The organism is Sphingobium sp. FW306-1B-F04DB (genome assembly GCF_058781925.1).
Map to the genome: position 1 here is coordinate 57540 of NZ_JBYSXE010000006.1, position 13150 is coordinate 70689.

General features: G+C 62.9%; 14 protein-coding genes, 1 tRNA gene and 1 pseudogene. 6 read left to right on the forward strand and 10 right to left on the reverse strand.

The features are described from left to right. Window positions 1-8: 8 nt before the first annotated feature. Window positions 9-83 (reverse strand) — tRNA-Val (locus tag AC3WJD_RS05240). Between the two features lie 425 nt (window positions 84-508). Between AC3WJD_RS05240 and AC3WJD_RS05245 the strand changes: the two are divergent. Then, window positions 509-1331, forward strand: a pseudogene (locus AC3WJD_RS05245) (IS5 family transposase). A gap of 43 nt (window positions 1332-1374) precedes the next feature. Here the strand turns inward: AC3WJD_RS05245 and AC3WJD_RS05250 are convergent. Together AC3WJD_RS05250 and cpdR are read right to left on the reverse strand one after the other, a co-directional pair. Continuing rightward, entirely contained in the window at window positions 1375-2679 is a 1305-nt protein-coding gene (locus AC3WJD_RS05250; RefSeq protein WP_492745172.1) for an O-antigen ligase family protein, read from the reverse strand. A 153-nt stretch (window positions 2680-2832) separates the two neighbouring features. After that, complete coding sequence (cpdR, locus tag AC3WJD_RS05255; RefSeq protein ID WP_492745174.1) at window positions 2833-3210, reverse strand: cell cycle two-component system response regulator CpdR; 378 nt, start codon at window positions 3208-3210, stop codon at window positions 2833-2835. On the opposite strand from cpdR, the gene AC3WJD_RS05260 reads away from it, so the two are divergent. Both AC3WJD_RS05260 and AC3WJD_RS05265 read left to right on the forward strand, forming a co-directional pair. Beyond that, on the forward strand, window positions 3209-3346 hold the full coding sequence (locus tag AC3WJD_RS05260; protein ID WP_492745175.1) for a hypothetical protein: 138 nt from the start codon (window positions 3209-3211) through the stop codon (window positions 3344-3346). The two genes, cpdR and AC3WJD_RS05260, sit on opposite strands and share 2 nt — an antisense overlap. Window positions 3347-3355: 9 nt before the next feature. Continuing rightward, window positions 3356-4213 (forward strand): N-formylglutamate amidohydrolase, encoded by an 858-nt coding sequence (locus AC3WJD_RS05265; RefSeq protein ID WP_492745176.1) that lies wholly within the window; start codon window positions 3356-3358, stop codon window positions 4211-4213. A 346-nt stretch (window positions 4214-4559) separates the two neighbouring features. On the opposite strand, the gene AC3WJD_RS05270 is transcribed toward AC3WJD_RS05265, so the two are convergent. After that, window positions 4560-5330, reverse strand: coding sequence for a SapC family protein (locus AC3WJD_RS05270; RefSeq protein WP_492745178.1), 771 nt, complete (start codon window positions 5328-5330; stop codon window positions 4560-4562). A 63-nt stretch (window positions 5331-5393) separates the two neighbouring features. Further along, window positions 5394-6842, reverse strand: a complete 1449-nt coding sequence (locus tag AC3WJD_RS05275) for an FAD-binding oxidoreductase (RefSeq protein WP_492745180.1) — start codon at window positions 6840-6842, stop codon at window positions 5394-5396. A 93-nt stretch (window positions 6843-6935) separates the two neighbouring features. Here AC3WJD_RS05275 and AC3WJD_RS05280 point away from each other — a divergent pair, with 93 nt between their 5' ends. From AC3WJD_RS05280 to AC3WJD_RS05290, 3 genes are all read left to right on the forward strand, one after another. Beyond that, window positions 6936-7427 carry a hypothetical protein gene (locus tag AC3WJD_RS05280; RefSeq protein WP_492745182.1) on the forward strand — a complete coding sequence of 164 codons (492 nt, stop codon included), beginning with the start codon at window positions 6936-6938 and terminating at the stop codon, window positions 7425-7427. A gap of 81 nt (window positions 7428-7508) precedes the next feature. Beyond that, complete coding sequence (locus tag AC3WJD_RS05285) at window positions 7509-8831, forward strand: DEAD/DEAH box helicase (protein WP_492745184.1); 1323 nt, start codon at window positions 7509-7511, stop codon at window positions 8829-8831. Window positions 8832-8932: 101 nt separating this feature from the next. Continuing rightward, entirely contained in the window at window positions 8933-9661 is a 729-nt protein-coding gene (locus tag AC3WJD_RS05290; protein WP_492745186.1) for an aspartate/glutamate racemase family protein, read from the forward strand. Here the strand turns inward: AC3WJD_RS05290 and AC3WJD_RS05295 are convergent. The 5 genes from AC3WJD_RS05295 to tgt all read right to left on the reverse strand — a co-directional run bounded on the left by AC3WJD_RS05295 (window position 9651) and on the right by tgt (window position 13139). After that, entirely contained in the window at window positions 9651-9950 is a 300-nt protein-coding gene (locus AC3WJD_RS05295) for an antibiotic biosynthesis monooxygenase family protein (RefSeq protein ID WP_492745188.1), read from the reverse strand. The two genes, AC3WJD_RS05290 and AC3WJD_RS05295, sit on opposite strands and share 11 nt — an antisense overlap. Continuing rightward, window positions 9950-10585 (reverse strand): peptidylprolyl isomerase, encoded by a 636-nt coding sequence (locus tag AC3WJD_RS05300; protein ID WP_492745190.1) that lies wholly within the window; start codon window positions 10583-10585, stop codon window positions 9950-9952. Before AC3WJD_RS05300 ends, AC3WJD_RS05295 begins: the two co-directional genes overlap by 1 nt. A gap of 104 nt (window positions 10586-10689) precedes the next feature. Then, on the reverse strand, window positions 10690-11163 hold the full coding sequence (locus tag AC3WJD_RS05305) for a hypothetical protein (RefSeq protein WP_492745192.1): 474 nt from the start codon (window positions 11161-11163) through the stop codon (window positions 10690-10692). A gap of 346 nt (window positions 11164-11509) precedes the next feature. Continuing rightward, a complete protein-coding gene (locus AC3WJD_RS05310) occupies window positions 11510-12007 on the reverse strand; it encodes a GNAT family N-acetyltransferase (protein ID WP_492745194.1) in 498 nt (165 codons plus the stop codon). Further along, window positions 12000-13139: a tRNA guanosine(34) transglycosylase Tgt gene (tgt, locus tag AC3WJD_RS05315; protein ID WP_492745195.1), complete on the reverse strand. Its 1140-nt coding sequence runs from the start codon at window positions 13137-13139 to the stop codon at window positions 12000-12002. The genes AC3WJD_RS05310 and tgt overlap by 8 nt, the downstream gene beginning before the upstream one ends. Window positions 13140-13150 lie beyond the last annotated feature (11 nt).

Below are 13150 nucleotides of genomic sequence, written 5' to 3' on the forward strand. Positions count from 1 at the left end.
TTTTAAAATGGTGGGCGTGGCAAGGATTGAACTTGCGACCCCTGCGATGTCAACACAGTGCTCTACCACTGAGCTACACGCCCACTCGAGGAGGCGGGCTTTAGCGGGGCCTACTGACTCGCGCAAGTCACTTCTCCAAAAAAGTTGCCATCGTAAATTCAGGTTGTTGGTAAGTAACAGAGTGTGACTACGGTCCAGATCGTTCAAATCCGGAACGCGACGGTGGCGAGGCTTACGGCTGAGAGGAAGTTTGTGCATCGCATTTCACGCAGCCAATAGCCGGAAGCTGCTCCCGCTCGCCCGTTCACCGCCGCAATCCAACGCGGCGCGTGCCACGCTCCCGACCACACCGGGACCCACTAAACCCATAGCGCCTGCCGCGTCAGCGAGTTCGATCAATCCGGCTTCAATGAGGCCGCGCTTCGCGCCTGCCACTCAGATCAGCGCCGCGCGACCTCACAGAAACCTCCAGATTCCCGAAGCGCTGGAAGTATGATTCAGGGCGTGGATGTGGACCGAAGAGAGCCGAGGCCGGGAGGCTGCGATTGCGCGCAAGACGAAGCGCTATCCGTGTGATTTGACCGATGAGGAATGGGAGCGGATCGCGCCGCTGATGCCCAGGCCCGGACGGCGTGGCCGTCGGCGCGAGGTGGATTTCCGCGAGGTGATCAACGCGGTGCGCTATCTGGTGCGCTCGGGGTGCGGATGGCGGATACTGCCCATTCATTTCGGGCCGTGGCAGACGGTCTACAGCTGGTTTCGCGAACTAGCGCGGCGCTTCCTGTTCCAGACGATCCACGATGCTGAGATGATTCTTGACCGCGAACGGCAGAGCCGCGAACAGAGCCCAAGCGCGGCTGTCATCGACAGCCAGTCGATCAAGGCGCCTCATGCACAAGCACGGGGCTATGACGCGGGCAAAAAGATCGTCGGGCGCAAGCGCCATATCGCGGTCGACACCGACGGACGGCTCTTGATGGTCAAGCTGACCCCCGCCGACATCGCCGACAGCGGGGGCACAGGCGATATTGGACGGCATCCGCAAGCGCTGGCCCTGGGTCAAGCAGCTCTTCGCCGATGGGGCCTATGACCGCCTCAAGCTGATGGACAAGGCCAGCTATCTCGACTTCATCGTCGAGATCATCCGCCGCTCGGATGACCAGAAAGGCTTCAGGGTGCTGCCCCGGCGATGGGGTGTCGAGCGTACATTCGGCTGGATGATCCGGTGGTGGCGCCTTGTGCGTGATTACGAGCAGTGCATCGACGTCTCGCAGGCCATGATCATGGTCGCCATGGGCGGCATCATGCTACGCAGAAACGCTCATCCGTGATTTTCCAAACGGATTCTTAGACCCTAACGCGGGGAGCTTCAGGTTAAGGTCTTGTAATGACGTATCCCGGACGCAATGCGCTGCCAAGCAACAGTCCGATTGTCAGGGCCACCATCATCGATGGATATAACCAGAAAAAAATTCCATCCAATAAAGACATCAACAAAAGAGCATTTAAAGCAAAAAAGCTCGGCAATAAATCAGCCGTATATTCACGAGTCTTACGGAGTGAATACCACCAAGCAGCTGCCAAAAGTCCGAGGGCACAAACAGCGCCAATGACACCCCATTGCACAAGAAATTGAAATATTAAATTATGAGGATGAAAACCAGTCTCCTTAGGCACAACCAAGATATATTGCCCCTCGCCGTAGCCAAACAAAGGCCGTTGACCTACCGCTTGGAGGCTCCTTTTCCAAAGATCAGGTCTGCCGGAAGCAATGACTGTTGCATTTTCTGAAGCGAAGGAGAAAATCATTCGGCGTATGCCATAAGCCCAATGCGGAGGGACATATACTAACGACATTAATGCGCCACCTATCATGCTGCAAATCCATGCACTCACCAGCCTTATTCGAGGGACCAACGGCAATAACAAGATCGCAATCATGCATGTTCCGAAAAGTGCCACAACAGGATTTCGAGATCCGGACCAGAACATCAGCGTAGTGAAGATCGTGCTGGCAAGCACCCAGCCCCAATAGTGACGGCGATCGCCGGCTAATGTTGCAAGCGCAATTGAAGCGCTGGCACCAACGATAATGAAAAATCCCACAAATCGGATGTTCGAGACCGCCAGCCCGAAATGCAGCCATTCGAAATGCGCCGGATCACGTATATGCGCGACGTACACAATCAAGAGCAGTACATAGAGCAGCAAACCCGCAACGATTAAGACCCAGATATCTCGATCGAACGGTACGGACATCTGGGCCACCAACCCCGCGACGGACAGGCCAAAGCAGATATGAATGAGGGTCGCATTGGTGCGCAGAATTGCACTTGCCGGGTCAGGCGCTACGAACATTGCGGTCCCGAGTGCGATCGCGATCAAGACAACCAAAGCCGACTGGGCAGGTATGGGCATGCCCCGAAAGATTGCGACCAGCCGAACGCCCCGTGCCATGGCCATGCCGATCACCACGGCTTCGATGATCAAGACGGGCAACGAGAAGAAGCGCAACCATATCTGGACGGCATAGTGATAATTCTGCGGGCCCCAGGTAACGGCCGCCATGATGACCGGGGCCAATGCGAGCAGCACCCATGGCGGCTCGAAGGTTGACCGGGCGCGCATTGGCACCGCCGAATCGTCGGAAACTGCTTCGCCCGACGCCATGCCGTTCATTGTTGCCCCCAAGTTCCCGCTCTGTAACGCGGCAGATCATCCCACGGCCATGGTTTCCAACCTGTTAACCCGCGTCGCGTGTATGCGCGTTCTGCCTGTCGGAGGCAGCCCCTTTCTCCGGGCTCGGCGTGTCTCACTTCATTCGCGAAAGAGTCAGACGTTCCCCGTCGCGCTTCCGACCTCGAACATCCGGTCCACCTCGGCCACCAGATCGCGCAGGTGGAAGGGCTTGGAGAGCACCTTGGCCTGCGGCACGGCCTTGCCGGCCTTCAGCGTGACCGCGGCGAAGCCCGTGATAAACATCACGCGCGTCTCGGGGGCGATGATCCCTGCCTTTTGCGCCAGCTCGATGCCGTCCATCTCGGGCATGACGATGTCGGTGAGCAGCAAGTCGAAGCGCTCGGTTTCGAGCAGCGGTATCGCCGCGGTGCCGCGATCGACCGCGCTGACATGATAGCCCGCCTTTTCGAGCGCGCGCGCGAGATATTCGCGCATCGCGTCATCGTCTTCGGCAAGCAGAATGCGGACCATGAACCACCCCAACGACAAAATCGCGCCCGCGAATGCAGTCTCGCGGGCGACGCTCTTCATTATGCGCCGTACACTTAATTTTTTCCAGCTTTTCGAGATCGGCTGCACGATTGCAAGCTGCGGCACGCTTGTCTAGCGTCGATTCATGGCCGCCCCCGCAATGCCGTCCTTCACCGTTCTTGGCTCCCCAACACCGCGCCTGCCCGTGATCCTGTCAGTTCCGCACGCGGGCCGTGACTATCCCCAGGCGCTGCTCGACGCGAGCCGGCTCCCTCGCAAGCGGCTCGAGCAGCTTGAGGATCGCCATGCCGACATGCTCGTTCGCAAGGCGGTCGCGGCGGGTTTCAGCGCGATCGTCGCGCATCGTGCGCGGGCATGGATCGACCTCAACCGCCATGAGCGAGAGATCGATCCCGACATGATCGATCCCAAGATGCGACGCGAGGCGCTGGTCCGGTCGCCCAAGGTCGCGGGCGGGCTGGGCCTGGTGCCCAGACGGCTGCGCGATGGTGGCGACATATTGCACGGTCGCGTCTCGCGCGCCGATCTGGACCGACGTATCATCGAGGACCACCGCCCCTATCATGCGCGGCTTGCGGATCTGCTGGCGCGTGCACGCGATCGCTTCGGCGTCGCGATCCTGCTCGACGTCCATTCGATGCCACCGCTTGGCCGCGGCGCCGCGCAGATCGTGCTGGGTGATCGCTTCGGCGAGAGCGCAGCGGCGCGCTACGCCGCACTGCTCGGCGAGATTGCATCGGGTGCGGGCTACAACACCGTGAACAACATACCCTATGCGGGCGGCCATATCCTCGCGGCGCACGCCCGGATGGAACGCAACGTCCATGCGCTCCAGCTCGAAATCGATCGGTCGCTCTATCTGGAAGACGATCTCCGGAACCCGCTCGCCGCGCTTGGCGGAATCGATTCGCTGGTGGCGACAATGGCCGAGGCACTGAGCGCCGAGTCGCTGAGCAAGCACGACGCGCTTGCCGCCGAATAAAAAACCACCCCGCGCTTATGAGCACGAGGTGGCCAAGGTTCAGGGAGGAACACGCCAAGCGGCGTGTTAATGTGGGACCGCGAAAGGGGGAGCACGGTCACCGCATCAACAGCAAGATAGGACGACCCACAGCCGCTTTCAAGATGGTTGATTTACGGATTTCACGCGGTCGCGGGCACGTTCCGCCGCAGCTGCGACGACCTCCCGGTTGCAGGCGCCGCAGCCCAAAGATCTGGCGATTTCGGGCGGATAGATTTTGGCTCCAAACAAAAAAGCCGCCGCCCCGGGATGGTCGAGGCGGCGGCTTTCAATGTCGGCGCCACTGCGGGCGCGATGGCACTGCGCCTCAGGCGGCCGCGGAGAGCGGAACCTTGCCTGCGGCCATCTGCTTCTGGAACAGCTCGCTCATCAGCGAGAGCGAGAAGATGTGCGCGAACAGCAGCGGCAGGATGCCGTTGCCGATCATCTTGCGCGCCTGATCGCCGCGCAGTTCGCGCAGTTTTTCTTCCGAGATCATCTGGAAGCCCCGATAGATGAAGGGCTTGTCCGAATCGCCGGGCTGGATCGTGACTTCGCCGTCGATCAGCAGATTGGCTTCCTTGACCTCCTGCATGAAGGCCTGGGTGCGCTGCCAGCTCTGTTCCCACTGTTCGCAGAAGTTGAGCACGGCCTTCACGGGCTCGCCGATCTCGCCATTGTCGAACAGCGGCTGGCCCTCCTCGAAATCGCCTACCACGCCCGCGGTCGGGTCGAAGCAGAGCGAAAGGTCGTCGCTGTCGGGGCGCAGGCGCGCCAGCATGAAGGGATAGCGGCGGATATAGGCCGGGACATAGGGACGATCGATCAGCTTGCCGTCAGCGTCGACGAACATGTTGACGCCTTCGTTGAGGCCCATGAGTGCCAGCGGCACCGGATCCTCGCCCGACGAGAAGACGATCGGGTAAAAGCGCTGGGCATGAACGAACTCGTCGATGGCGATCGGAACGGCGTGCTGGCCGACGATCCAGGGCGCGTTTTCGACATTGCGCGCCTTCCAGTCCTTGTGCTCGCTGGTCGATAGCGGAACCAGATCATTGAACAAAAGCGGAAGATTCTTCGCCTGCGGCGCGCTGGCCATTTTACCATTCTCCTGAAAACACGTGTTCTAAATAGCCCGTCGGGCAGATTTTGATTGCGTCGTTTATGGCGCTGTTTCGTCCGTTGCAAGCGGGACGAGCTTTCCGGGGTTGAGCAGGCCCGCCGGATCGAACGCCGCCTTGATGGCACGAAGCGCCATCAATCGCGCGGGATCGCACAGCCGTGCATGTTCGGCGAGCTTCATCTGGCCGATTCCATGCTCGGCCGAAATCGAGCCACCCGCCGCAACGACAAGATCATGGACGTGTGGGCTGATGATGGCGCCCGCGTCTTTCTGCCAATCCGGGGGCGGATTGGCGGGCGCGCGGACGTGGAAATGGACATTGCCATCGCCCAGATGGCCAAAGGCGCTGGCGTTGACGCCAGGATAGGCGCTCCGCATCTCTTCGGCCGCGGCAAGCATGAAATCGGGCATCGCCGCGACTGGCACCGAAATGTCGTGCTGTAGCGCGGGACCGTTGGCACGTTCCGCCTCGGAGATCGAATCGCGTAGCTTCCAGAACGCCTCGGCCTGGGTTTCGCTCGCTGCGATCGTCGCATCGCGGCATAGCCCCTCGGCAAAGGCGGCCTCGAGCAGCGCCTCGAGTTGCGCCGCAGGTTCCCCTGCCGCCGCGTCGGACCGATCGAGCTCGACGAGCACGTGCCAGGGATGCTCGCCGACAAGCGGCGCGCGCGTACCCGGGATATGCTTGAGGACGAGCGCCAGCGAATCGGCGGGCACGATCTCGAAACCCTCGATCAAGTCGCCCGCGCGCGCCTCGATCAGCCGCAACAGCCTCAGCGCGTGGTGCGGGCTTTCGACGCCGATCCAGCCCACCGCGCGGTCCACGATCGCGGGTACGAGCTTGAGCGCGGCGGCGGTGACGATGCCGAGCGTTCCTTCCGCGCCCACCAGCAGGTGGCGGATGTCATAGCCGCGATTGTCCTTCTTGAGCGGGTTGAGCCCGTCGAAACGCGATCCGTCGGGCAGGATAGCCTCGATGCCCAGCGTCAGCGCGCGCATCGTACCGAAGCGCAGCACCTGCGTGCCCCCTGCGTTGGTCGAGATCAGCCCGCCCACCGTCGCTGAACCCTTGCCACCCAGTGTCAGCGGAAAACGCATGCCCTGCTCGGCGACGGCATCGTGCAGATGCGCAAGGATCACCCCGGCCTCGGCAACGACCACGCCGTTCTCCGCCGAGACCGATCGAATCCGGTTCATGCGCCTGAGCGAGAGGATAAGCGCTGAGCCGTCCTCGGGCGGCGTCGCCCCGCCTACCATTGAACTGTTGCCGCCCTGCGGCACAAGCGGCACACCGAATTCGCGTGCCAGCCGCACCACCCCGGCAACCTCTTCGGTATCCCCCGGCGATAGGAGGGCCGCGCTGTCACCGTGAAAGCGGCCGCGCCAGTCGGTGAGCCAGGGTTCGATCGCGTCGCGGTCGGTCGTGAAGCCCTTGGGCCCAAGCAATCGGGCGAGTCGGTCGAGCAATTCGGGGGCTGGTCTGGTCATGACGCTTGCATTTAGACGAGACTCCAGACCAAGGGAATTAATCGCGCGTTCAACCGAGTAGCGTCATGGGGTGGCAGACATGAGACTCGATACTTGACTGGCCTTCGCCTCGCCGTTGTTTTGGTGGCGGGAAGCGGCGCTGCATCCGTTGCTGCGGAGTCGAGCGCGCGCGCGCAATCGCCGCAACGCCTTGCGCAGGTCACGGTGCGCGAGCAGGTGATCATCCGCGTCCAGACGCAGAAGCAGCGACGCGCCCCTGCCAATGCGCTCACCGCGAGCAACAAGATCATGCCGCAGGTGCCCGAGACGAAGTGGAAGGAAAAGAAGGCGCCGCGCTGCATTCCGCTGAAATCGCTTGCGGGTGCCGCGGTTAACGCGCGCGACAGTGTCGACCTGGTGCTGCGCGGCGGCACGCGCATGCGCGCCAAACTCGGCGACGATTGTCCCGCGCTCGATTTCTACGAAGGTTTCTACATCAAACCCACCCAGGACGGAAAAATGTGCGCCGAACGCGACATGATCCATTCGCGCTCGGGCGGCCAGTGCGAGATTTCGCGCTTCCGCACGCTGGTCCCCGACCGCTGAAATCTTGACAATCGAAGGGTTTTCGGTCACGCGCACGCTCAGTCGGCGGCAACTTGGCCCGCCTGTATTTCCGGAAACATTATGAGCTTTGCCGATCTCGGCCTTTCAGACGAACTTCTGCGCGCGGTGACCGAGTCGGGCTACACCGAGCCAACGCCGATCCAGCGCCAGGCGATTCCACCGGTCCTCATGATGAAGGACTTGATCGGCATCGCGCAGACGGGCACGGGCAAGACCGCCTCGTTCGTCCTTCCGATGATCGACATCCTCGCGCATGGCCGCAGCCGCGCGCGTATGCCGCGCTCGCTGATCCTCGAACCGACGCGCGAGCTTGCGGCGCAGGTCGCCGAGAATTTCGAAAAATACGGCAAATATCACAAGCTCTCGATGGCGCTGCTGATCGGCGGCGTGTCGATGGGCGATCAGATCAAGGCTCTCGAAAAGGGCGTTGACGTCCTCATCGCCACGCCAGGCCGGCTGATGGATCTGTTCCAGCGCGGCAACATCCTCCTGACCGGCTGCGGCCTGCTCGTGATCGACGAGGCCGATCGGATGCTCGACATGGGGTTCATCCCCGATATCGAGGAAATCTGCACCAAGCTGCCGAAGACGCGACAGACCCTGCTGTTCTCGGCGACGATGCCGCCGCCGATCAAGAAGCTGGCCGACAAGTTCCTGACCAATCCCAAGTCGATCGAGGTTTCGCGTCCCGCGAGCGCCAACCTGCAGATCACGCAGAGACTGGTCGATGTCGACGCGCGCAAGAAGCGCGAGGCGCTGCGCTCGCTGATCGACGCCGAGGACGTCAACACCGCGATCATCTTCTGCAACCGCAAGACCACAGTGCGCGATCTCGCCAAGAGCCTGAAGCGCCACGGCTACAAGGCCGGCGAGATCCATGGCGACATGGACCAGCCCGCGCGCCTCGCTGAACTCGAGCTATTCAAGAAGGGCGAGATCAACCTGCTCGTCGCCTCCGATGTCGCCGCACGCGGCCTCGACGTGAAGGGCGTGTCCCACGTCTTCAACTTCGATGCCCCCTGGCATCCGGACGATTATGTCCATCGCATCGGCCGCACCGGCCGCGCTGGCGCGACGGGCAAGGCCTTCACTTTCATCACAAAAGACGATGTCGAGGCGATCGAGAATATCGAGAAGTTGATCGGTCAGAAGATCGAGCGCGTCCGCAAACCCGCCGCGGTCGAAGAGCCCCAGGAAAAGGCGCCTAAGGCAAAGGCCAGGAAGGCTGACAAGGTCGACCGCGCCGCCGAAGAGCCTCGGAAAAAGGCGCGCGACGAGGCCAGGCCACAGCGCGCGCCACGACACGCGCCGCGGGATGAGGAGCCCGATGACGGCTGGAACGGGCCGGTGCCGGGCTTTCTCAGCGTCAAGCTCTGCAGCTGACTTGCCGGCCAGCCGGCCCGCGCCTAGCTTCTCCGCACTGCAATCTCGAGATGTCGCCTTGGCAGGAGTTGGGGCGACGCTGAACGGGGGCTGGCGGCACCATGATCCATACCGGCATTCTCGCGCACAGCCCCGACGGCTCGGCGCTCTGCTACCTGACCTTCTGCCACCTCGGTCATGAGCGCTTCGGCGTCCATGACCATGCCGATCTCACCCTCGATTATGTGCCGATGGGGCGCTCGATGCCCGCCTGGGATTCGGGCGACCATGAGACTGTCCGCGTCACAATGGCTCGCAGCATCGATCGGCTGAAGGCGGCGGGAGCGCAGTTCTTCATCTGCCCCGACAACACCGCGCATATCGCGCTCGAGGCGCCCGGCCCCGATTTCGCGCTGCCCGGACTCAACATCGCCGAGGTCGTCGCCGACGAGGCCGTAGCGCAGGGCTATCGCCGCGTCGCCATCCTCGGCACCGCCTATACGATGGAGGGACCAGTCTATCCCCGCGCGCTCGGCGCGCGCAGCATCGAGCACCGCATCCCCGAGCCGGCTGAGCGCGAGGTCGTCAACCGCATTATCTTCGAGGAGCTTTGCAACGGCATCGTCACCGATTCCGCGCGCGGCACCTATCTCGGGATCATCGAGCGGATGAAGGCAGAGGGCTGCGACGCGGTCGCGCTGGTCTGCACCGAGATCCCCCTGCTCATCAGTCCGGAGGTGTCTCCACTCCCCACGCTCAACTCGACGAGTCTGATCGCCCGGGCGGGATTCGAGGTATCGCTGGGCGAACGCGCGATGCCGATTTGGCGCGGGGGGCCGATCAGTCGCTGAACGCCCCGATCCGCGTTTCGATCGCGGCGATCCCTTCGAGGCTCTTGTCGAGCGCGAGATATTCGGCGCCGAACACGCGCTTGAACAGCTCGAACGCGGTTTCGGATTCCCAGCGGTCGATTGTCAGATAGCGGCCCGGCCTCTCGGTGCAGCGTAGCAGCTCGGTGCCCAGATAACCGTCGGCGCGCGCGAACAACTTCGCCCAGGGGCCGTCGGGGCCATAGGCCTCCTCGAATTCCGCAACGCGCATCGCGGGCGCGTGGAATTCCCAGACGAGCACATGGGCCATTATTGCGGCGCCACCCGCCGCGCCGCGACGATCTTCACGGGGCTGGCGAGCATCTGCCCTTTCATCACACCCTCGCCCTCGGTCGGGGATGTTGGCGCGGCGAGGATGCGGCGGACGACGTCCATCCCCTCGACAACGCGCCCGAACGCGGCAAAGCCGACATTGTCGCCCTGCGCGGCGGGATCGGCGTCGAGCGAGGCCATCGCGCCTATCGTGATGAAAAAATCGCCCGTTGCGGTGCCGGGCGCATAGCGCGCCATCGAGATCGTGCCATCCTCGTGCCTGATGTCCGTCGCCGTGGTGGGTTCATGAACGATCGCGGGCAGCACACGCTTGTGCTCGCCGCGCGCGCCGCCTTGGATCAGCCCGACATCGCCCGACTTCATCGCGCGGTAGAAGCTGGTGCCGTCGAGCCGCTTCTGGTCGACATAGCGCAGGAAATTGGCGGTGGTAACGGGTGCCCGCGCCTTTTCCAGCTCGAGCACGATCAGCCCCTCGCTCGTCTCCAGCCGCACGCGCACCGTCTCGCCCTGGGGAGCGGACGCCTGGGGGGCCCGCGCGGGTGCAACCCCCTGTGCGAAGGCTGGCGCCGCGAACGCACAGAGCAGTGCCAGCGAAACGAATCGTCTGATCATGCCAGCACTTTAGCGCCCTGGGCCGGAATGTCCGCAAGGTCGTGGAAAGCCATGGGGTGGACGTTCCTCAGACTTCGTCCATTTCCACATGGCCACGGCCGCCGCTAGCCGAGCATAGCAAACAGCGTGGCATTGGGCTCGCATAGCGCGCAGCCGCCAATGCCTAATGCGCCGCAGCCGCCTTGTGATCCCCTTTCGCTGCGGCGCGAAAAAACGTTGCCGACATTAGCCACAGCGCTGCGAAGAAACCGCCAAACAATAAAGCCTTGAACGAGCCATCCGGCACGCTCGCGGTCGAAGGCGCGGTCGCAATGGCTATGCTGAGCCATGCCTGCATGATCGCAACGCCAAGCATAGTCCCGCGCCATGCCTGCGGGCCGAAACCAGGCGGAGAACCCACCTACCACCGCCGCCATGATCAGCAGGAAAAAGCTGACGCCAGTGCCATCATCGCGAACAAGTGTGGTCCACACGGTCAGAACCGACGCCACGAGCGCGACGGCAACTCCCGCACGGTAGGCCCGGCTTCCGCTGGCCCTTTCGGCAAGCTCGTAGATCAGCCCGACCACAACAATCATGATACCGGCAAAGAGGAAGCTGCCGACGGTCCAGTGTTATTCGTCGCTGATCTGCATTATCACCAGCGGTGTGAGCAGCAAAGCCAATGCCACGGTCCACCGCGCGATCCCCCAATAATTCCAGGCTCCGGCGCCGTTCCGTTCGCTCGATCCAGTCATCTGCTCGCCTCCCGTGCGAATCACAGTCTTAACTGGCTATCGCGCTCCTTCGGCAATCGGCTCTTCGAGCGAGTGGAGAGGAAAGGAATTGATCGAAAAATCCGACCAATCCAGTCGTACTGATCGAGGGGATTTTTTCCGCACCCGAACTTTCATGACCTTCAGGAAACCGGGCGTCGATCAAGGATCAGCCGCGCCGCATGATGAGGTGCGGTACGACATGCGCGGTCTTCGCATCGGGATCGATCTCGAAGCCGAAGCGCCGGTAGAAGGCGATCGCGCGGGTGTTGTGCGCGATGACGTTGAGCCAGAGGGCCTTGTCGGCGCCGAGCCAGTCGATGCCGGCCTCCATCAGCTTCGCAGCGACGCCCGTTCCCTGGCTCGCGGGATCAACCATCATCCAGTCAAGTTCGAGGTTGTCCGCCGCATGACGCGTCGCGATCACATAACCCGCCAGCCGAGCCCCGACGAATGCGGCGACATAGAGCTGATGGTCGTTTTCGGCGGCCGCGATACAGCACGGCGCGCTAATCTCTACCACACGCCGGATCGCCGCCACTTCATCGATGGTCAGCCCATCGCGATAGAAGGTGGATCGCGTCGCCGCCGCGGTCAGCGCGGTGATCTCCTCGGCGCCCGCCCGCGCGAGCGCATCGGCACCGCGCAGCAGGATCGGCTCAGCCATTGCCGTTGCGTGCCGCGGTGTAACGTGCGCGGAATCCGTCGGCGAACGCCTGCAACCGCCCTTCCGCGATCGCCGCGCGCAATTCCTGCATCAGCCGCTGGTAGAACCAGAGATTGTGCTCGGTCATCAGCATCGCCCCCAGGATTTCGCCCGATTTGACGAGATGGTGCAGATAGGCACGCGACCAGCTCGCGGTCGGCGATTCGGAGTCGAGCGGGCTCAGATCCTCAGCATGTTTAGCATTGCGGATATTGATCGGGCCGTCCCAGGTGAACGCCTGCCCCGTCCGGCCGCTGCGCGTGGGCAGCACGCAATCGAACATGTCGATGCCCCGCTCGACCGCGCCGACAATGTCATCGGGCTTGCCGACGCCCATCAGGTAGCGCGGCTTGTCCTGCGGAAGCTGGTCGGGCGCGAAATCGAGGCAGCCAAACATCGCCTCCTGCCCCTCGCCCACCGCGAGCCCGCCCACGGCATAGCCGTCGAACCCGATATCGATCAGCGCGTCCGCCGACTGCTTGCGCAGCGCTTCGTCGAGTGCGCCCTGCTGGATGCCGAACAGCGCGGCACGAGCGGCGTGATCTCCACCTGCGTCGAAGCCCTCTCGCGAGCGCCGCGCCCAGCGCATCGAGCGTTCCATCGCCGCGGCCTGCTTGTCCTTCGTCGCGGTCGTCGGGACGAGCTGATCGAACGCCATGACGATGTCCGATCCCAAGAGCCGCTGGATCTCCATGGAGCGTTCGGGGCTGAGCATGTGCTTCGATCCGTCGAGATGGCTCCGGAAAGCAACGCCCTCTTCGGTCACCTTGGTCAGTTCGGACAGGCTCATCACCTGATATCCGCCGCTGTCGGTCAGGATCGGGCGCTCCCAGCCCATGAAGTCGTGCAACCCGCCCAGCTTTGCCATGCGCTCGGCGCCCGGGCGCAGCATCAGATGATAGGTATTGCCGAGGATGATGTCGGCGCCGACCGCGCGGACGGTTTCGGGCTTCACAGCCTTGACGGTGGCAGCGGTGCCCACGGGCATGAAGGCAGGCGTGCGGATCTCGCCGCGCTGCATCCGGATCATGCCGGTGCGCGCCTTGCCATCGGTGGCGGAGACGGTGAACTGGAAACGGGGGGCTTCGCTCATCCGCGCGCCTA

Excerpts from the sequence above, each read along its gene's own strand:
- AC3WJD_RS05290 (WP_492745186.1), top strand. The coding sequence starts at position 8,933 with ATGATCCATACCGGCATTCTCGCGCACAGCCCCGACGGCTCGGCGCTC.
- AC3WJD_RS05285 (WP_492745184.1), top strand. The coding sequence starts at position 7,509 with ATGAGCTTTGCCGATCTCGGCCTTTCAGACGAACTTCTGCGCGCGGTG.
- tgt (WP_492745195.1), bottom strand. The coding sequence starts at position 13,139 with ATGAGCGAAGCCCCCCGTTTCCAGTTCACCGTCTCCGCCACCGATGGC.
- AC3WJD_RS05310 (WP_492745194.1), bottom strand. The coding sequence starts at position 12,007 with ATGGCTGAGCCGATCCTGCTGCGCGGTGCCGATGCGCTCGCGCGGGCG.
- AC3WJD_RS05260 (WP_492745175.1), top strand. The coding sequence starts at position 3,209 with ATGAACCACCCCAACGACAAAATCGCGCCCGCGAATGCAGTCTCGCGG.
- AC3WJD_RS05265 (WP_492745176.1), top strand. The coding sequence starts at position 3,356 with ATGGCCGCCCCCGCAATGCCGTCCTTCACCGTTCTTGGCTCCCCAACA.
- AC3WJD_RS05250 (WP_492745172.1), bottom strand. The coding sequence starts at position 2,679 with ATGAACGGCATGGCGTCGGGCGAAGCAGTTTCCGACGATTCGGCGGTG.
- AC3WJD_RS05300 (WP_492745190.1), bottom strand. The coding sequence starts at position 10,585 with ATGATCAGACGATTCGTTTCGCTGGCACTGCTCTGTGCGTTCGCGGCG.
- AC3WJD_RS05305 (WP_492745192.1), bottom strand. The coding sequence starts at position 11,163 with ATGATTGTTGTGGTCGGGCTGATCTACGAGCTTGCCGAAAGGGCCAGC.
- AC3WJD_RS05275 (WP_492745180.1), bottom strand. The coding sequence starts at position 6,842 with ATGACCAGACCAGCCCCCGAATTGCTCGACCGACTCGCCCGATTGCTT.
- AC3WJD_RS05295 (WP_492745188.1), bottom strand. The coding sequence starts at position 9,950 with ATGGCCCATGTGCTCGTCTGGGAATTCCACGCGCCCGCGATGCGCGTT.
- cpdR (WP_492745174.1), bottom strand. The coding sequence starts at position 3,210 with ATGGTCCGCATTCTGCTTGCCGAAGACGATGACGCGATGCGCGAATAT.
- AC3WJD_RS05270 (WP_492745178.1), bottom strand. The coding sequence starts at position 5,330 with ATGGCCAGCGCGCCGCAGGCGAAGAATCTTCCGCTTTTGTTCAATGAT.